Source organism: Rhizobium sp. SEMIA 4085, assembly GCF_013004495.1.
GTDB lineage: Bacteria > Pseudomonadota > Alphaproteobacteria > Rhizobiales > Rhizobiaceae > Rhizobium > Rhizobium gallicum.
Genome location: NZ_JABEPH010000091.1, coordinates 1 through 17,747, shown reverse-complemented (window position 1 = coordinate 17,747; position 17,747 = coordinate 1). Strand labels below are relative to the sequence as shown.

Below are 17,747 nucleotides of genomic sequence, written 5' to 3'. Positions count from 1 at the left end.
TCGGGCCCGCGGCGCCGCCGCTTCGGTACGCTTGCGTGCCGGGCAAGAATCATGGCTATCGAAAGGATGATCGAGAGCAGGGCGGCCGAAAGCGAGATCGCCCAGCTCATCCCGGCTGACTGCCAGAAGATCGGCTCCTGCAGCAGCTTTATGAGATCGGCGTGCAACCCGGCGGCGATGATCGACACAAGGGGAAGACCGAGGAAGAGAACGGCGATCAGCAAAAGCAGGCTGTCGGCCAATCTGGCACATGGCCCTTTGCCATCAAGCCGCTTGATGTCTTGGCCTTCGGTCAGGCCCTCATCTCCGGCAGGCGGAAAAAGTGCCATCGCGCCGAGGATCATCGCCGTCAGCGCGATCTGCAGGAGCGACAACGCGATTGCGCGGCCGGGGTCGAAATCGAAACGGAGCGACTGGTAGATCGCGACCTCGATCGTGGTTGCTGCCGGGCCGCCACCGAGGGTTAGCACCAACGTGAAGCTGGTGGCGCAGAGCATGAAGACCAATCCGGCTATCCCGGGAATAAGCGGGCGGATCGCCGGCCATTCAATGAAGCGGAAGACCGAGCGGGGCCGCATGCCGAGGGTGCTCGCCATCAGCCAGTATTCGGCGGGCACGCGTTCGAGACCTGCAAGCATCAGGCGGCAGGCAAGCGGTAGGTTGAAGAAGACATGGGCGAGAAGGATGCCGGTTAACCCATAGATGCTCACCGGTTCGTCAAGCCCGATGTTCATCATAAGCCAGTTCAACAGCCCATGCCTGCCCCATATCCCGATCATGCCGAGTGCGCCGATCAGAACCGGCAGCCCCATAGGAACCGCCATCAGGCGGATGATCCAGATGCGTCCTGGAAAATGCGGCTGGCGTGCGAGCGCGCGTGCGACCGGAATCGCGAAGGCGATGGAAAGCGCGGTCGAAAGGAGCGCCTGCAGCAGCGTGAAGCGCAGCACACGCAGAATATATGGATCGAAAAGAATGCCGACGATGGCCGCGCCGCCTCCGGCAAAAAGCAACGAGAACGCCGCAAGGCCGACAAACAACGTGACGGCGGCGAGGCTGATCGCCCCGCCAGTCAATGCACGCTGCCGTTCGGCTGCGGTCTGCAGCATCAGTTCATGCTCATCGCCGCAAGCCACTCGTCGATCCAGGCCTTGCGGCTCCTGGCGACCTCGTCGGAGCTCATCAAGAAGGTCTTGGCAGGATTGACGAGCTTGCTAAAGGCATCCGGCAGCGGCTTGGAGGTCGCGGAAACGGGCATCATCCAGTTGTTCGTCGGGATGGTATCCTGGAAGCCGGGCGTCATCATGAACTCCAGGAAGTCGCGGGCAAGATCCTTGTCCGGAGCATTCTTCAAAAGGCCCGCGACTTCGATTTGGATATAGTGGCCTTCCGAGAAGGCTGCGGCCTGGTAGCGATCGGTATTCTCAGTCACCATGTGATAGGCGGGGGATGTGGTATAAGACAGCACCATCGGCGCCTCGCCCTTGGTGAACAGGCCATAGGCCTCGGACCAGCCGGGCGTGACCGTCAGGATGCGGTTCTTGAGCTTGCCCCAGGCTTCCGGCGCCTTGTCGCCGTAAATGGATTTGACCCAGAGCAGCAGGCCGAGGCCCGGCGTCGAGGTTCGCGGATCTTCGATGACGAGCTTCTGCGAAGGATCACCTTCGACCAGATCCTTCATGCTCTGAGGCGGGTCCTTGATCGTTTGTGTATCGTAGATGATCGCGAAGTGACCGTAGTCGTAGGGAACGAAGACATCGTCCACGAAGCCGCCCGGCACCTTCAGCGCGCCGACATCGACACCACTTGCGTCGAACAGGCCGGTCTCCTTGGCTTCGGTGACGAGGTTCGTGTCGATGCCGAGGACGATGTCGGCCTTGGTCGAAGCTCCCTCGAGCTTCAAACGCGAAAGCAGGGCGACGCCATCGGCGACGCTGACGAAATTGACCGTGCAGCCGCATGTCTTCTCGAAAGCGTCCTTGACCTTCGGCCCGGGTCCCCATTCGGACGTGAAACTTTCGTAAGTGTATATGGTGAGCGTCTTTTCAGCGCCGTACGCGGCAGACAAGCCGAGCGTCGCGGCGAAAAATGCTGCGGTCAGCGAAGAGATGATCGATGTGCGGCCGGACATGGCGCGCCTCCTCCTTGAGTTTCTTTTGATTGGGAAAAGGGCGTTGCCGAATGTCACGCGTCTAATCCCTCCGCCGGTGTTAACCGGATCAGGTTCCGCGGGTTGGCTCGATGCCTCTCAGCCGGCATCCTTGCGGACATCCAGGCACCCCGTTAGAGCATCGGCAGATGTATCGCCATGAAGGCTTTATGACAAGGGCGAAGCGCGCTGACTGTAGCCCCTTTCCCTTGGCCCCTGCTTTGCGCTATGGGCAATGCCATGAGCCAATCCACTTTCACGATCCTGCTCGGCGGCGAACTCGTCCTGACCGAGCGCCTGCGTTCTGCCGTTTCAGGCAGCCGCTTCATCGCCGCCGACGGCGGTATGCGGCATGCAGCAGCGCTTGGCGTGGTGCCGGAGCTCTGGGTCGGGGATTTCGATTCCACGCCGCCGGATCTGGAGGGCGCATTTCCGCATGTCCCGAAACAGCCCTACCCTGCCGCCAAGGCCGCAACGGATGGTGAAATCGCTGTGTCGGATGCGATTGCGCGCGGCGCACGGCGACTTGTCCTTGCCGGTGCGCTCGGTGGCGAGCGCTCGGACCACGCGCTGCAGCTCCTGCTTTACGCCGTCAGCCTTGCCGAACAGGGCTTCGACATTCTGTTGACCTCCGGAACGGAGGAGGCCGTGCCGCTTCTCGCTGGCAAAATTGAGCTCGATTTGCCGAGGAACAGCCTCTTTTCGGTGTCCGGATTCAGCGAACTGCATGGTCTTTATATCGAGAATGCCCGGTATCCGCTCATCGATTTTCATTTGCCCTTCGGCTCCTCGCGTACCATTTCCAACATCGCGGAAGGCAAGGTTCGTTTTACGCTCGGCAGCGGCCGGGCGATCGTCCTTGCCCGCCCCCATGATTTTTCCGGAGTCTGATTTTTGGCCCCTCCCATCCTGAAACTCGACGATATCTTCCTAAGCTTCGGCGGAACGCCTCTCTTGGCCGGCGCGGCCTTGCAGGTCGAGCCGGGCGATAAGATCTGTCTGGTCGGCCGTAACGGGTCGGGCAAATCGACCCTTCTGAAGATTGCGGCCGGAATCGTTGAATCGCAATCGGGCGAGGTTTTCCGCCATCCATCCTCGACGGTGCGCTATTTGGAGCAGGCACCGGATTTCGCCGGTTTCAAGACGGTGCAGGCTTATGCGGAAGCCGGTCTTGGGCCGGGCGATGACCCTTATCGCGTGACCTACCTCCTCTCGCATCTTGGCCTCACTGGCGAAGAGGACCCGACAAACCTCTCCGGCGGCGAAGCGCGACGCGTAGCGCTTGCCCGCGTGCTGGCGCCTGAACCGGATATTCTCCTGCTTGATGAGCCGACGAACCATCTCGACCTTCCGACCATTGAATGGCTTGAAGGCGAACTCCAGAAAAGCCGCAGCGCGCTGGTCATGATCTCCCACGACCGCCGTTTCCTCGAAAAGGTCTCCACGGCGACCGTCTGGCTCGACAGGGGAATGTCGCGGCGGCTCGATCGTGGCTTTGCCAATTTCGAAGCCTGGCGCGATCAGGTGCTTGAGGCGGAAGAACTGGAGCAGCACAAGCTCGGCAAGGCGATTGAACGCGAGGAGCACTGGCTGCGCTATGGCGTAACCGCTCGGCGCAAGCGCAACATGCGCCGCCTCGGCGAGTTGCAGACCATGCGCTCGCAGCATCGTGGCCACAAGGGGCCGCAGGGGACCGTGCAGGCTGCGCTGTCCGATGCGCAGGAATCCGGCAAGCTGGTGATCGAAGCGGAAAAGATCGCCAAGACTTTCGATGACCGTCAAATTGTTGCGCCGTTCTCCATCCGCGTCCATCGCGGCGATTGCATCGGTCTGGTCGGACCAAACGGCGCGGGCAAGACGACGATTCTGAAGATGCTGACGGGACAGCTTTCGCCGGACAGCGGCACGGTGAAGCTCGGGACCAATCTCGAGATTGCAACGCTCGACCAGAAGCGCGAAGATCTCAATCTGGAGGATACGCTCGCGCACTACCTGACCGACGGGCGCGGCGAGAACCTGCTGGTGAACGGGGAGCAACGCCACGTCACCGGCTACATGAAGGAGTTCCTCTTCCAGCCGGAGCAGGCGCGCACGCCGATCAGGAACCTGTCAGGCGGCGAGCGCGCGCGGCTGATGCTGGCGCGCATCCTTGCGCGCCCGACCAACCTTCTGATCCTCGATGAACCCACCAACGACCTCGATCTCGAGACGCTGGACCTGCTGCAGGAAATCGTCGCCGGCTTCCCGGGCACGGTCATCCTCGTGAGCCACGACCGAGACTTCCTCGACCGCACGGTGACCTCGACAATTGCGCCCGCCGTCCCCGACGCGCCTGATGGGCGCTGGATCGAATATGCCGGCGGTTATTCCGATATGCTTGCCCAGCGCAAGGGCGCAATGGAGGAGCGGAAGAAGATCGAAAAGACCGCGGAGAAGCCGAAAGCTGAGTCGGCTGCTTCTGTGGCAGATGCCTCGAAGAGCAAAGGCAAGCTCTCCTACAAGCAGAAATTCGCGCTCGAAACCCTGCCCAAGGAAATGGCCAAGGCAGAAGCTGAAATCGCCAGGCGCGAAGAGAAGATGGCCGATCCCGATCTCTTCAGCAAAGATACTGCCACCTTCAACCGGCTTGCGGCGGAGATGGAAAAGCTGCGCGATAGCCTGACGAAGATGGAAGAAGAATGGTTGGAGCTTGAAATGCTGCGCGAAGAGCTGGAGGGCTAGGTTCCGTCCTGAAGAGGAAAGGCTTCCGCCTTTTGTCAGATCGCGCAGCTCTTGCATTGGTACGAACGGATGGTACTGCGACGTTCAGATGACCGGTGCAGGTGCGTGTGCCGTGCCAGTTCCTGCTGCCGGGGAGGCCGACTGCTCGATCTGCGCCGCCAGTGGATGCAAATGCAACTCGCGCGGATTGAAGGTTTCGAGGTAGGCCTCGGAACGTCCGATATAAATCATGGTGGAATCGGATAGCGTCGCCAGCAGCGCCATCAGGGTTGATTGCGATTCCGGCTCAAGACCTTCCAGCACTTCGTCGAAGATGATCCAGCGCGGCCGGGCCAGCAGCAAGCGGGCAAAACCGATCCCCTTCTGCTCGTCGGAATCGAGCATCTTATCCCAGCGGGCCCGCGTATCGAGACGCGCAATGAGGTGGCTAAGGCCGGCTTTCTGAAGCGCTGCTTCGACGTCCTCGCTCTTGTAGGTGTCCACCGGTTCCGGGAAAGACAGCGCTTCGCGCAACGTGCCACCGGGCACATAGGCCACTTCTGGAACGAAAACCGTGCCGTCGGCGGGCGGCAGCCCTATCTTGCCGCTGCCGCAGGGCCAGAGGCCTGCAAGCGCCTGGAACAGGAGCTTGCGGTTCACATTATGGTCGCCGTTGATCATGACCTTCTCGCCGGCTCTGATCGTGACATCCGTCTCGGCGACGGCAAAGCCGCCGCACAGATCGATCTCTTCGCCGAGCTTGGCGGCGATCATGAGATTCTTGAGGGTGAGCGTATCAGCGTTATCCTCGTAGGTGATCGCATTCTTTGGATTGATGGGTTCGTCCATGCCGTGCAAGGCATGGCGGAAATCGGTCACGCGCATCAGCGTGGCGCGCCACTCGGCGATCGCGGTGAAATTGGCAACATACCAGCGCAGGGCGGTATTCACCTGGTTGAAGGCGCCGACGGACATCATCAGTTCGCCGAAGGTCAGGCTGCCTGAAAAATAGGCGGGAGCCGCGACGATGATCGGGACGACGATGACCAGCCAGCCGTAACCGGCCGAAACCCAGGTGAGGTTAGTGCTGGCCATGGTCAGCCGCTTCAGGATGGCAAGTACCGAAGTGATATCCTCATTGATCCGCCGGCGTTCGTTTTCCTCGCCGCGGGCCACGGTAATCGCCGGCATATTCTCGTTGGCATGCATCAGCGAAAAGCGAAGCTCCGCTTCCTTGGAGAAGCGGTCGGCATTCAAGATCACCAACTTGCGGCCGACGATCTGGCTGAGGATCGAGGCGGATGCCGCATAGAAGATCGCGGCCCAGACCATATAGCCCGGAATGGCAAAGGCGTAGGTGCGAAAATGGAAGACGAAGCCGCTCGAAAGCTCCCAGAGAACGCCGATGAAACTGACGAGCAGGATTGTCGACTGGATGAGGCCGAGCGTGAGGCCGGTTGTGCTTTCTGCAAGGTTGCGGGCGTCTTCATGCAGCCGCTGATCCGGATTGACCCCGATCAGGCCGGTTGAGGCGAGACGCAGCGCACGCTTGCGCTTCAGCCAGTGATCCACGAGATCGCGGGTCAGACCTTCGCGCATATAAAGCGCGGTCATCTGGTTGAGCCACGCCTGGCCGACGTTCATGAGCAAAAGTGAACCGGCAATCAATGCGAAGACCTGGAGCTGATGGAAGAATTCGCCGACGTCGCGGCGCTGCAGGGAATCGTAGAACGGTGCGTTCCAGCGGTTCAGAATGACCTGGCCATAGGCCGTCGCCAGGATCACCGCGAGCAAGATCGAGGCGAGTAGCAGAATCTTTCCACGGACCTTGGAATCCCAGAATGCCGCAAACATCAGTTTCAGGCGGTATCCGAGGCTCAGATCGTAACCTACTCTATCCTGCCCTTGAATGCTCGGCCTGCCTTCGACGTCGTCTGCCATTATGTCCTTCCATGCGGACCATGATGATGCTTGATTAACATGGTGACGCGCCCTGTCCATCAACAGATTCTACCAGTCATTAACGCGTGAGTTACCTTGGTTCAACGCGCGCCCTTCACAATTGCGATTGATTCGCGTGGGCTGCGGCGCTATTTAGGGTTCTCCGTGGTGATTTGGCCGGCCGGCTTGCAGCCACGTTAAATAAGTCGCTAAAGGGCCGCGTGCGGACCGGTAGCGATTCTTTCGCCGCCGGTTTTTTATTTGCCGGTACCTTTTGTTTTGTTGAGTGACCGCAATGCCCATCAAGATCCCCGATACTCTGCCCGCTTTCGAGACCCTCGTTCATGAGGGCGTGCGGGTGATGACCGAAACGGCGGCGATCCGTCAGGATATCCGCCCTTTGCAGATCGGGCTTCTCAATCTCATGCCGAACAAGGTCAAGACGGAGTTGCAGATGGCGCGACTTGTGGGCGCCTCGCCGCTTCAGGTGGAGCTCTCGCTGATCCGCATTGGCAACCATAGGGCCAAGAACACATCCGAAGACCATCTGCTTGCTTTCTACCAGACCTGGGAGGAGGTAAGGCATCGCAAGTTCGACGGCTTCATCATTACTGGCGCACCGATCGAAACGCTGCCTTACGAGGACGTGACCTATTGGACGGAGATGAAGAAGATCTTGGATTGGACCGAGACGAACGTTCATTCGAGCATGAATGTCTGCTGGGGCGCGATGGCGGCGATCTACCATTTCCACAAGGTTCCGAAGTACGAGCTGAAGGAAAAGGCGTTCGGCGTCTATCGCCATAAGAACCTCAAGCCTTCATCCGTCTACCTCAATGGATTTTCCGATAACTTCGAAGTGCCGGTTTCGCGCTGGACCGAGGTCCGGCGGGCCGATATCGACAAGTCCTCAAGCCTCGAAATCCTCATGGAATCCGATGAGATGGGCGTGTGTCTCGTGCACGAGAAAAAAGGCAAGCGGCTCTACATGTTCAATCATGTGGAATACGATTCCACATCGCTTTCCGATGAATATTTCCGCGACGTGAATGCCGGCGTGCCGATCAAGATGCCGCATAATTATTTCCCGCATAACGATCCGTCGCTCGCACCGCAGAACCGCTGGCGCAGCCATGCGCATCTGCTCTTTGGCAATTGGATCAACGAAATCTACCAGACGACGCCCTATAATCTCGACGAGATCGGTACAAAAATCTGAACTGCAGCCGCCGCTGACCTCGTTGCGGCGGCGTTTCTTTTTGTGTTTGACGGTTGCGGTCCTCAACAAATGGAGGCAGGTTCGCGGGCCTGAAACCAACACAGATTTGGGATGGCGAACGATGTCGGAAAAGCTCGAACGGGAAGTTTTCGGGACGACGAAAGACGGCGAAACCGTCTATCGCGTCGAGATCAAGGGCGGCGGCCTTACAGCCAAGATCATGACTTGGGGGGCAGTCATCCAGGATCTGCGGCTCGACGGCCATGATGCGCCTCTCCTGCTCGGCTTCGACGACTTTGCCAGCTATCCCTCCCATTCCTCCTATTTTGGTGCAACGCCCGGCCGCTGTGCCAACCGCATCGGCGGTGGCAAGTTTACCCTCGACGGCAAGGCCTATCAGCTCGAGCTCAATGAAAAGGGCGTTTCGCATCTGCACGGCGGCAGCGACAATATCGCCAAGCGCAACTGGACGATCGTCGAGCACGATGCCGACCGTGTCGTCTTAAAGATCGTCGACCCGGATGGTCGCGCAGGCTATCCAGGCAACTGCACGGTCCAGGCGACTTACCGTGTGCATGGCCATGGCGAATTCTCGGTCGTCTACGAGACGACCACCGACCAGCCGACGCTCGCCAATCTTTGCCAGCACGCGTATTTCAATCTCGACGGCCGCGAAGATGCGCTCGGCCACGATATCATGATCGCTGCCGATCATTATCTACCGACTGACGAGATACAAATCCCGACCGGCGAGATCCGACAGGTCGAAGGCACGGTTTTCGACTTCCGCGAAATGGCCCCGATGAAGCGGTTTGCAGACGGCGAGCAGGCGTTTTACGACCACAATTTCTGCCTTTCGACGGAACGCACGGCCAAGCGCTCCGTCGTACTGGCACGCAGCGTCAACTCCGGTGTCTCGCTGGAGGTTAGAACCACCGAACCGGGCATACAGTTCTATGCCGGTTTCAAGCTCGACGTTGCGGTCGCGGGCATCGGGGGGCGGAAATACGGGCCCTTCGCCGGCTTCTGCCTCGAAACGCAGGTTTGGCCGGATGCGATCAATCACGAGGGCTTTCCAAATGCGGTGCTGCGCCCAGGCGAGGTGCTGCGGCAGGAAACGGATTACATCTTCACGAAAAGCTGATCTTCGCGGACATCCGATCACTCATAGACCTTCGTGCCGCCACGAGGGTTTTCATCTTGCGGCTGAGATTCAGCTTGAAAAGTGGTTCTAAATAGGTTCTATGGTTATTCCATGGATAGAACCAGTCTGATAGCGGAGCTCAATGCCCGCGGTCTGCGCGACGAAACGATGACGGGACCGCTCTACAGGCGGCTCGCACTGGTGTTGACCGGCCTCATTCAGGAAGGCCTACTCAAGCCGGGTGCAGCCCTTCCCGGAGAGCGCGATCTCGCCGAAGCTCTGAAGCTCGGCCGCGTGACGGTGCGAACCGCTTATCGTGATCTGATGGCCTCCGGCGCATTGGAATCGCGTCACGGCAGCGGTACCTTCGTTTCCAGTAAGGTGGAGCGCATGGAGCAGCCGCTCTGGCGTCTTTCGTCTTTCTCGGCCGATATGCGCTCACGCGGCCGTTCGCCGGCGGCAAGGATATTGTCCCGCACGATCAATTCGCCATCGCCGGAAGAATCCTTCCTTCTCGGACTTGGCCAAGATGAGGCCGTTCTGCGCCTGGATCGTCTGCGCCTTGCGGATGGTTTGCCGCTGGCGATCGAGAGGGCGGTTGTGCCGGTCAAGTTCCTCGGCGGCAGTGCCGGTGGCGAGGGATCGCTTTATGATGCGCTGGCCGCAAACGGCCACAAGCCGGTGCGGGCGCTGCAGCGGCTGACCGCCGTGACGCTCGATCCTTCATCAGCCTCGATGCTGAATGTAAAGACCGGTGCGCCAGCACTCTTGATCGAACGGATTTCGCGCCTGGAAGACCAGCGCGTCGTTGAATACACCCGTTCGCACTACCGCGGCGATGCCTATGATTTCGTGGCCGAACTGAAAATTGGAGATGACCTATGAGTGAGAACCAGTCGCTGATGCTGCAGGAGGCGGGCCAGTCGCCGGACGTGGTCGCGACGCTCCTTCAAAAGGAGAAGCCGGTTTTCGCCGAAATCGCCAAGCTGTTTTCCTCGGTTCGCCCGAGCGTGGTAACGACGGCAGCGCGCGGATCTTCAGACCATGCCGCAACCTTCTTCAAATATCTCTTCGAGATCACTGCCGGTATTCCCGTTGCTTCCGTCGGCCCGTCGATCGCTTCCGTCTATGGTACGGCTCTACAGTTGAAGGATGGTGTTCACTTCACTGTTTCGCAATCCGGCGCCAGCCCAGATATCGTTGCCCTTCAGGATGCTGCCAAGCGTGGCGGCGCGACGACGATCGCCGTTGTGAACGTCACCGACAGCCCGCTTGCAAAGCAGGCAGATATCGTTCTGGACCTCAATGCAGGTGCGGAAAAGAGTGTTGCCGCGACCAAGTCCTTCATCGCCTCGGTTGCCGCGCTCGCCGGTGTCACGGCTGCAATTGGCGGTACGGCCGATCTGCAAGCCTCATTGGAGAGGTTGCCCGAGGCTCTGTCGGCGACTGCTGGTATCGATACGGCTGGTGCAGAAGACGTGCTCTTCAATGCAACCTCGCTTTATACGGCAGGCCGCGGGCCAGCTTTTGCGATCGCGCTCGAGGCCGCTCTGAAAGCCAAGGAAACCTCCGGCCTTCACGCGGAAGCCTTCTCGCTGGCAGAGCTGATGCATGGCCCGATGCGCCTCGTTCAGCCGGGTTTCCCGATCGTCGCCTTCATGCCCGACGATGCGGCCTATGCCAACAACGTTCAGGCACTCGAGCGATTACAGAGGCTCGGCGCAACGACCGTACCGTTCTCGGCGCAGCCGCTTTCCGGCGTCAATCTGCTCGTGCCGACGACGGGCAACGGCCTACTCGATCCGCTCGTGTCGCTTCTCGTCTACTATCGCCTGATCGAGTCAGTTACACGCCGCAAGGGTTTTGATCCAGACAAGCCGGCAAACCTGCTCAAAGTCACGGAGACGATATGATACTCCGCAAGATCTTCACCGGTGCCCGGATCTTCGACGGCGAGAAGTTCCACGACGAAAAGGCGCTGATCGTTGCCAATGGCCGGGTCGAGGCCATTGTCTCGTGCAACGGTTTGCCCGAAGGCGAGACGATCTTGCTTGACGGCGGTGTGCTTTCGGCAGGTTTCGTCGATGCGCAGGTGAATGGCGGTGGCGGGCGTATGCTGAACGATGAGCCGTCGGCAGCTTCGATGTGTATCATTGCCGAAGGTCACCGGCGCTACGGCACGACGGCGCTGCTTCCAACCCTGATCACCGATACGGCGGATGCGACGGCGGCTGCGATCGAGGCCGCAAAGGATGCGGTTAAAACCCATCGGGGCGTGGCCGGTCTTCATCTGGAAGGTCCACATCTGGCGCCTGCCCGCAAGGGGGCGCACCTGGCCGAACTGATGCGCCCGGTCGAAGACAAGGATGTCAAAGCTTTCATTCGCGCCCGTGAGGCAATCGGTACGCTGCTCGTGACGATGGCGGCCGAACAGGTGACGGTCGCTCAAGTTCGCGAACTGAGCGAGGCTGGCATCATCGTCAGCATCGGCCATTCGGATTGTTCGAGCGAAGCTGCAGAAGAGCGTTTCGATGCTGGTGTACGCGGCGTCACCCATCTTTTCAACGCCATGAGCCAGATGGGTCACCGCGCACCTGGTCTGGTTGGCGCGGCAATCGACCATCCGTCGACGTGGTGCGGCATCATCGCCGACGGCCATCATGTCGATCCAAAAGCGCTACGCACTGCACTTCGCGCCAAGCGCGGGGAGGGCAAGCTCTTCTTCGTGACGGATGCCATGTCGCTGGTTGGCTCCCGAAAGGATAGCTTCACGCTCAACGGTCGCACCGTGCGGCGTGAGAAGGGGGGCTTCTGCTCGAAGCTGGTGCTTGCGGACGGCACACTTGCCGGATCGGATGTCGATATGGCGTCGACCATCCGCTATGGCGTCACCTATCTCGATCTGACGCTTGCCGAGGCGCTGCGCATGGCAACACTTTATCCGGCCCGGTTTCTCCGGCTCGATGGTTATGGCCATCTTTCGCCGGGAGCGCGCGCCGACCTCGTGCATCTGACGGATGCGGTCGAAGTCAACGCCGCGTGGATCGACGGCGAAGCGGCCTGAAGCAGAGGAAATGCCATGACGGCGGTTACGGATGCCTATTTCTCCAATCTGATCGGCCGTCTTGAGGCTTTGAGGAAAAGCCTTGCCGAACCCATGGAGAAGGCCGCAGCAGTCATTCTCGATGCGGCGCGTCATGACAAGCGCGTTTACGTCTTCGGCACGGGCCATTCGCATATGCTGGCCGAGGAGGTGCATTATCGCGCCGGCGGTCTTGCGTTCACCGTGCCGGTTCTCATCGGCTCCGCGATGCTCCATGAGGGGGCGGTCATCAGCTCGGTCTATGAACGCACGCAAGGCCTCGTTCGGCCGGTGCTGGAGCGCTACGGCATGCAGCCAGGCGACGTCATCATCATTGCTTCGAACTCGGGTGTGAATGCCGCACCAATCGAGGCTGCGGACTATGGCCGCGAGATCGGCGCCAAGGTGATCGCTGTTACCTCGGTTGCCTATTCGAGCGCGATTGCCAATGGCCGCCGCCGGCTCGCGGATATCGCCGATGTCGTGCTGGATAACGGCTTGCCGCCCGGCGATGCCGTGCTCGATCTGGCTGGAAGCGGTCTCAAGGTGGGCCCGGTGTCGACGGCTGTCGGAGCAACAGTGCTAAACGCAATCTTCGCTGAAGTTGCCTCTGCGCTTTCGAAGTCCGGCGACGCACCAGTCTATCTCAGCGCCAACATGCCGGGAGCTGCGGAGGTCAATCAGCGGCTGGTGAAAAAATACCGGCCGCGCAACCCGCATCTGTAATCAAGACAGAAAGGCCGGCGTTAGGCCGGCCTATCTGTCTGATGTGTCCGAAGGATCAATCCTTGGCGCGTTCGACGTAGGAGTTGTCTTCAGTTGCGATAACGACGCGCGTGCCTGCGTTGATATGCGGCGGAACCAGGGTGCGCACGCCGTTCGAAAGCATCGCTGGCTTATAAGAGGACGACGCCGTCTGGCCCTTGACGACCGGTTCCGTCTCGGTGATCTCGAGCGTGACGTGACGCGGCAGCTCGAGTGCCAGCGGAATGCCTTCATGCATCGACAGAATGCAGGTCATGCCTTCCTGGAGGTAGGCCTTCTGGTCGCCCATCGTTTCGTTGTCGACGACAACCTGATCGTAGGTCGCCGGGTTCATGAAGTGGAAACCTTCGCCGTCTTCATAGAGATACTGGAAGTTCACATCCTCAACGAAGGCGCGCTCGACCTGCTCGGTCGTGCGCCAGCGCTCGGAAACCTTTACGCCGTCGACGATGCGGCGCATGTCGACCTGGGTGACCGGCGTACCCTTGCCGGGGTGAAAGTTCTGCGCGGTGAGAACGACGTAGAGTTTGCCGTCTACGTCGAGAACGTTGCCCTTGCGGACCGAAGAGGCGATGACCTTGACCATAAGACTTCCTTGTCACTCGGCTTTTGGCGTCGTAGAGGGATTGTCTGGATGGTCCCGATGACGCCAATTGTTTTTCGTTGGGGCGCAACTAACCTAAAATCCGGCAAAACGCCAGCCCTCGCGTTGGCGGGCCCGGTGATGAAAGCTCAGAATGAACCTTACCAGCGCCAAAGCGTCTCCTTGGTGGACCCCCAGCGTCCACGCGGACCGCCGCCCCTTCCTGATTGGGCGGAACGCGATCCAGGTGGCGCTGCGCGGCTACTTCGCGCGCGAGGATTTCATCGAGGTAGATACGGCCACGCTGCAGGTTTCGCCCGGCAACGAGGCACATCTGCACGCTTTTGCAACCGAGGCGCTGACGACGGACGGGCAGGCGACTTCCTTCTATCTGCACACCTCACCGGAATTTGCCTGCAAGAAGCTGCTCGCGGCCGGTGAGCAGCGCATCGCCTGCTTCGCGCATGTCTATCGCAATCGCGAACGCGGCCCATTCCATCATCCCGAATTCACGATGCTGGAATGGTATCGCGTCGGCGAAAGCTATGAAACGCTGATGATGGACTGCGTGCGGATTCTGGCGCTGGCCGCAGAAACCGTGGAGACGCCGAAGCTGACCTATCGGGGCGCCGAAACCGACCCCTTCGCCGGACCTGAACGCATCAGCGTCGCAGAGGCGTTCGAGCGCTATGCCGGCATCGACCTGTTGGCGTCGGTCGCCGCCGATGGTTCGACGGATCGAGAATATCTGGCTTGTGAACTACGCCGGAACGGTATGCGCGTCTCGGCCGACGACGGCTGGGCGGACCTCTTCAGCCGCGTCCTGGTTGAAAAGATAGAACCCCACCTCGGTTTCGGCTGCGTGACCATTCTGGATGAGTACCCGGTTTCCGAAGCGGCGCTCGCCCGTCCCTCGCCACGCGATCCGCGGGTTGCGGAGCGTTTCGAGCTCTATGCCTGCGGCGTTGAACTGGCGAACGGCTTCGGCGAACTCACCAATGCGACAGAACAACGCCGCCGCTTTGAGCTCGAGATGGCAGAAAAAGCGCGCGTCTATGGCGAACGCTACCCGATCGACGAGGATTTCCTCGATGCGCTTTCGATCATGCCAGAGGCAAGCGGCATCGCGCTCGGCTTCGACCGGCTGGTCATGCTGGCGACAGGAGCCTCGCGCATCGACCAGGTGCTGTGGGCGCCGGTTGCGGAGTATCGCTGATGAATATCGTCCGGCCGATCAAAAGCGTCGATGACCTGTCGAAAGCCAGGCTGTTGGCCGATCGCGACCGGCTGGCACTGGAAGAGGTCGCTGCACGATATGCGATCGCCCTGACGCCGACCGTCGCCAAGTTGATCGATCGAGCCGACGTCGACGATCCGATCGCGCGTCAATTCGTGCCGGATGCAGCCGAGCTTGTCGTAACAGCTGAAGAGCGCGCCGACCCTATCGGTGATCATGCGCACAGCCCGGTTGAAGGCATTGTGCATCGCTATCCGGATCGCGTGCTGTTGAAGGCCGTGCATGTCTGTCCGGTTTATTGCCGCTTCTGCTTCAGGCGGGAGATGGTCGGTCCCCAAGGTCTCGGTACGCTCGATCCGGCGGCGATGAGGGCTGCTTTCGACTATATCCGCGGCCATCCGGAGATCTGGGAGGTGATCCTTACAGGCGGCGATCCGCTCGTCCTTTCGCCGCGGCGGCTGGAGGAGATCATGCGGGAGCTTGCGGCCATCGATCACGTGAAGATTGTCCGGTTCCATACACGCGTGCCCGTGGTCGATCCGCAGAGGATCGATGCGACGTTGATCGCCGCGTTGAAAGCGAGCGGCAAGACGACTTATATCGCGCTCCATGCCAACCATCCGCGCGAAATGACGATCGAAGCCCGTGCAGCCTGTGGCCGAATCATCGATGCCGGGATCGTCATGATCAGTCAGTCCGTGCTCTTGAAGGGCGTCAACGACGATGCCGGCGTTCTGGCGGACCTGATGAAGACATTCGTCGAGACGCGCATCAAGCCTTACTACTTGCATCATCCCGATCTGGCGCCCGGCACCAGCCATTTCCGGCTGACGATCGAAGAAGGCCAGAAGATCGTTTCTTCGCTGCGCGGCCGCATCTCGGGCCTTTGTCAGCCGGCCTATATCCTTGATATCCCGGGTGGCCACGGAAAGGCAGTGATTGGCGAAAATTCTGTCCGGAAGACGGCGGACGGTTGTTTTTCCGTGTTGGATTACCATGGCGCAGAACATTCCTACCCGCCTTCCGAGTGACGTGAAGACACGCGGCGTATCATTTCTGCACTTTCAGCCTGGACACCAATCTTGGCGCCTGAGGCAGGAGTAACGCCTAAGTGTCTGTCAAGAAAAAGATAAAAGCCATCGAGACAAGGTACTCCCTAAAATTTTAACTGCGAGTCTTCCTCATATTTAACCAGACAAGTTAGCGGAATGTTTTGTTTTCCGGCCTAAAAGAACGCTCATGATGAAGGCGATAATCGCCACTCGGGATCATGACAATCTTGGAGGTTGCTAAGGATGAACAAGACTATCCGTGAACTGCTCGCCAAATTCGGCAAGCTTCCTGTTTCGATCGATCAGCTAGCCGACGATGCCGATCTCTATGCGGCCGGTCTGACATCCTTTGCTTCCGTGCAGCTCATGCTTGGCATCGAAGAAGCCTTCGATATCGAATTCCCCGACAATCTCCTCAATCGCAAGTCCTTTGCCAGCATCTCCGCGATCGAAACGACCGTCGATATCATCAAGGACAACCGGAAGGTCGCGTGATGAACTTTCCGGTCAAGATCACGGAACAGAATTTTACCGTCAGAACGGCGCGCGTTGCCGAGATCGCCGCGAAATATGCCGACGCTGTCGACGCCGAAGGCCGCTTTCCATGCGAGGCCGTCGATGCGATGAAAGCCGAGCGCCTGCTCGGCATTCAAGTGCCGCGCCACCTAGGTGGCGAGGGGGCATCGACGACCGAAGTCGCCGAACTCTGCTCCGTTCTTGGCCAGGCTTGCGCCGCAAGTGCGATGGTCTTCGCCATGCACCACATCAAGCGTTCAAGCTTGGTCGAGCACGGCACCGAAAGTGAATGGCATGCTGGCTTCATGCGGCGCATCGCCGCCGAGCAGCTCTTGATTGCATCGGCGACGACCGAAGGCGGGATCGGCGGCAATCTGCGCAACAGCATCTGCGCCATCGAGGTCAGCGGCGACAGCTGCCGTCTCGAAAAGGACGCGACCGTGATCTCCTACGGCTCGCATGCCGATGCCATCCTCATAACCTCTCGCAGCCATCCGGACGCAGCACCCTCGGATCAGGTCCTGACGGCGTTTCTCAAGGATCAGTACACACTCGAGCGCACGCATATCTGGAACACGCTGGGTATGCGCGGCACATGCTCCGACGGCTTCCTCTTCAAGGGGCAAGCGCCTGCCGTTCAGATCCTGCCGAAGCCTTTCGCCGAAATCGCCGCACAGTCGATGCTCGCTTCGTCGCATCTGCTCTGGAGCGGCGTCTGGTATGGCATTGCGGTCGACGCCGTCTCCCGCGCGCAGGCCTTCGTGCGTGCCGCAGCCCGCAAGTCTCCTGGTGTTCCGCCCCCCGGTGCGCTGCGGCTCGCCGAAGTCTCCACCCTGCTGCAGATGGTGAAGTCGAACGTCGTGGCGGGTCTCAAGGCTTACGAAGATGCCAAGTCCGATCCGGACAAGCTCTCCTCGATGGGCTTTGCGGTGGCCATGAACAACGTGAAGATCGCTTCATCGGAAACGATCCTGGAGATTGTCAACCACGCCATGCTGATCTGCGGAATCGTGGGCTACAAGAACGGTACGCCCTTCAGCCTTGGCCGGCATTTGCGCGACGCTCATTCCGCACAGCTCATGATCTCGAATGACCGCATCCTCGGCAACACGTCGAGCATGCTTCTCGTCCACAAGCAGGACACTAGCCTACTGGGGTGACAGTCATGGATATGCAGACTTCGTTTCTAGACCGGCTCTTCGAATCCGGTCTACTGATCGATACTGGCGTCGACGGTCTTTACGGCCGTAGCGGGCAGTTCGAAGACGTGATCACCGCCTTCGAGCGCCTGATCGACAAGTTTGGCGGTGCGGATGGCGCAGAAGCCAGGCGCTGCCCGCCGGGCGGGAACCGCGCGCG

The 17,747-nt window shown here is 59.9% G+C and carries 16 protein-coding genes, 1 pseudogene and 2 riboswitches; of the genes and pseudogenes, 13 read left to right on the top strand and 4 right to left on the bottom strand.

The annotated features are described in order from the left end of the window. Both C9413_RS11940 and thiB read right to left on the bottom strand, forming a co-directional pair. On the bottom strand, positions 1-1,109 hold a 1,109-nt coding region (locus tag C9413_RS11940; protein ID WP_170250482.1), incomplete at its 3' end, for an ABC transporter permease subunit. After that, positions 1,109-2,131, bottom strand: a complete 1,023-nt coding sequence (gene thiB / locus C9413_RS11935; protein ID WP_039846452.1) for a thiamine ABC transporter substrate binding subunit — start codon at positions 2,129-2,131, stop codon at positions 1,109-1,111. The genes thiB and C9413_RS11940, both read right to left, overlap by 1 nt. Before the next feature lie 48 nt (positions 2,132-2,179). Next, positions 2,180-2,293, bottom strand: a riboswitch (TPP riboswitch). A 96-nt stretch (positions 2,294-2,389) separates the two neighbouring features. On the opposite strand from thiB, the gene C9413_RS11930 reads away from it, so the two are divergent. Together C9413_RS11930 and C9413_RS11925 are read left to right on the top strand one after the other, a co-directional pair. Continuing rightward, the gene (locus C9413_RS11930; RefSeq protein WP_039846451.1) at positions 2,390-3,040 is read left to right on the top strand and encodes a thiamine diphosphokinase; all 651 of its coding nucleotides are present in this window, start codon (positions 2,390-2,392) and stop codon (positions 3,038-3,040) included. 3 nt (positions 3,041-3,043) lie between these two features. Continuing rightward, positions 3,044-4,870 carry an ABC-F family ATP-binding cassette domain-containing protein gene (locus tag C9413_RS11925; RefSeq protein ID WP_039846450.1) on the top strand — a complete coding sequence of 609 codons (1,827 nt, stop codon included), beginning with the start codon at positions 3,044-3,046 and terminating at the stop codon, positions 4,868-4,870. Positions 4,871-4,954: 84 nt separating this feature from the next. On the opposite strand, the gene C9413_RS11920 is transcribed toward C9413_RS11925, so the two are convergent. Next, complete coding sequence (locus C9413_RS11920; protein ID WP_052451623.1) at positions 4,955-6,790, bottom strand: ABC transporter ATP-binding protein/permease; 1,836 nt, start codon at positions 6,788-6,790, stop codon at positions 4,955-4,957. 155 nt (positions 6,791-6,945) lie between these two features. Beyond that, positions 6,946-7,023: riboswitch (SAM riboswitch) on the top strand. A gap of 62 nt (positions 7,024-7,085) precedes the next feature. Between C9413_RS11920 and metA the strand changes: the two genes are divergently transcribed. The 6 genes from metA (at position 7,086) to C9413_RS11890 (ending at position 12,961) form a co-directional block, all read left to right on the top strand. Beyond that, a complete protein-coding gene (gene metA, locus C9413_RS11915; protein WP_039846449.1) occupies positions 7,086-8,009 on the top strand; it encodes a homoserine O-succinyltransferase in 924 nt (307 codons plus the stop codon). A 121-nt stretch (positions 8,010-8,130) separates the two neighbouring features. After that, complete coding sequence (locus C9413_RS11910; RefSeq protein WP_039846448.1) at positions 8,131-9,153, top strand: aldose epimerase family protein; 1,023 nt, start codon at positions 8,131-8,133, stop codon at positions 9,151-9,153. A gap of 111 nt (positions 9,154-9,264) precedes the next feature. Further along, positions 9,265-10,038 (top strand): GntR family transcriptional regulator, encoded by a 774-nt coding sequence (locus C9413_RS11905; protein ID WP_039846447.1) that lies wholly within the window; start codon positions 9,265-9,267, stop codon positions 10,036-10,038. Next, on the top strand, positions 10,035-11,066 hold the full coding sequence (locus C9413_RS11900; RefSeq protein ID WP_039846446.1) for an SIS domain-containing protein: 1,032 nt from the start codon (positions 10,035-10,037) through the stop codon (positions 11,064-11,066). Before C9413_RS11905 ends, C9413_RS11900 begins: the two co-directional genes overlap by 4 nt. Beyond that, the gene (gene nagA, locus C9413_RS11895) at positions 11,066-12,217 is read left to right on the top strand and encodes an N-acetylglucosamine-6-phosphate deacetylase (protein ID WP_039847039.1); all 1,152 of its coding nucleotides are present in this window, start codon (positions 11,066-11,068) and stop codon (positions 12,215-12,217) included. Before C9413_RS11900 ends, nagA begins: the two co-directional genes overlap by 1 nt. A 15-nt stretch (positions 12,218-12,232) precedes the next feature. Continuing rightward, positions 12,233-12,961 carry an SIS domain-containing protein gene (locus C9413_RS11890; protein ID WP_039846445.1) on the top strand — a complete coding sequence of 243 codons (729 nt, stop codon included), beginning with the start codon at positions 12,233-12,235 and terminating at the stop codon, positions 12,959-12,961. A gap of 55 nt (positions 12,962-13,016) precedes the next feature. Here C9413_RS11890 and efp read toward each other — a convergent pair whose 3' ends face one another. Next, positions 13,017-13,586 carry an elongation factor P gene (gene efp, locus C9413_RS11885; protein WP_039846444.1) on the bottom strand — a complete coding sequence of 190 codons (570 nt, stop codon included), beginning with the start codon at positions 13,584-13,586 and terminating at the stop codon, positions 13,017-13,019. Between the two features lie 151 nt (positions 13,587-13,737). Here efp and epmA point away from each other — a divergent pair, with 151 nt between their 5' ends. The 5 genes and pseudogenes from epmA to C9413_RS11860 form a co-directional block, all read left to right on the top strand. Then, complete coding sequence (gene epmA / locus C9413_RS11880) at positions 13,738-14,799, top strand: EF-P lysine aminoacylase EpmA (protein ID WP_039846443.1); 1,062 nt, start codon at positions 13,738-13,740, stop codon at positions 14,797-14,799. Further along, on the top strand, positions 14,799-15,851 hold the full coding sequence (locus C9413_RS11875; RefSeq protein ID WP_039846442.1) for a lysine-2,3-aminomutase-like protein: 1,053 nt from the start codon (positions 14,799-14,801) through the stop codon (positions 15,849-15,851). The genes epmA and C9413_RS11875 overlap by 1 nt, the downstream gene beginning before the upstream one ends. A gap of 264 nt (positions 15,852-16,115) precedes the next feature. Beyond that, positions 16,116-16,367: an acyl carrier protein gene (locus C9413_RS11870; protein WP_039846441.1), complete on the top strand. Its 252-nt coding sequence runs from the start codon at positions 16,116-16,118 to the stop codon at positions 16,365-16,367. Beyond that, positions 16,367-17,548 (top strand): acyl-CoA dehydrogenase family protein, encoded by a 1,182-nt coding sequence (locus C9413_RS11865; RefSeq protein WP_170250483.1) that lies wholly within the window; start codon positions 16,367-16,369, stop codon positions 17,546-17,548. The genes C9413_RS11870 and C9413_RS11865 overlap by 1 nt, the downstream gene beginning before the upstream one ends. 5 nt (positions 17,549-17,553) lie before the next feature. After that, positions 17,554-17,747: pseudogene (locus tag C9413_RS11860) on the top strand (hypothetical protein); the annotation flags it as partial.

Excerpts from the sequence above, each read along its gene's own strand:
- thiB (WP_039846452.1), bottom strand. The coding sequence starts at position 2,131 with ATGTCCGGCCGCACATCGATCATCTCTTCGCTGACCGCAGCATTTTTC.
- C9413_RS11930 (WP_039846451.1), top strand. The coding sequence starts at position 2,390 with ATGAGCCAATCCACTTTCACGATCCTGCTCGGCGGCGAACTCGTCCTG.
- C9413_RS11920 (WP_052451623.1), bottom strand. The coding sequence starts at position 6,790 with ATGGCAGACGACGTCGAAGGCAGGCCGAGCATTCAAGGGCAGGATAGA.
- metA (WP_039846449.1), top strand. The coding sequence starts at position 7,086 with ATGCCCATCAAGATCCCCGATACTCTGCCCGCTTTCGAGACCCTCGTT.
- C9413_RS11910 (WP_039846448.1), top strand. The coding sequence starts at position 8,131 with ATGTCGGAAAAGCTCGAACGGGAAGTTTTCGGGACGACGAAAGACGGC.
- C9413_RS11905 (WP_039846447.1), top strand. The coding sequence starts at position 9,265 with ATGGATAGAACCAGTCTGATAGCGGAGCTCAATGCCCGCGGTCTGCGC.
- C9413_RS11900 (WP_039846446.1), top strand. The coding sequence starts at position 10,035 with ATGAGTGAGAACCAGTCGCTGATGCTGCAGGAGGCGGGCCAGTCGCCG.
- C9413_RS11890 (WP_039846445.1), top strand. The coding sequence starts at position 12,233 with ATGACGGCGGTTACGGATGCCTATTTCTCCAATCTGATCGGCCGTCTT.
- efp (WP_039846444.1), bottom strand. The coding sequence starts at position 13,586 with ATGGTCAAGGTCATCGCCTCTTCGGTCCGCAAGGGCAACGTTCTCGAC.
- epmA (WP_039846443.1), top strand. The coding sequence starts at position 13,738 with ATGAACCTTACCAGCGCCAAAGCGTCTCCTTGGTGGACCCCCAGCGTC.
- C9413_RS11875 (WP_039846442.1), top strand. The coding sequence starts at position 14,799 with ATGAATATCGTCCGGCCGATCAAAAGCGTCGATGACCTGTCGAAAGCC.
- C9413_RS11870 (WP_039846441.1), top strand. The coding sequence starts at position 16,116 with ATGAACAAGACTATCCGTGAACTGCTCGCCAAATTCGGCAAGCTTCCT.
- C9413_RS11865 (WP_170250483.1), top strand. The coding sequence starts at position 16,367 with ATGAACTTTCCGGTCAAGATCACGGAACAGAATTTTACCGTCAGAACG.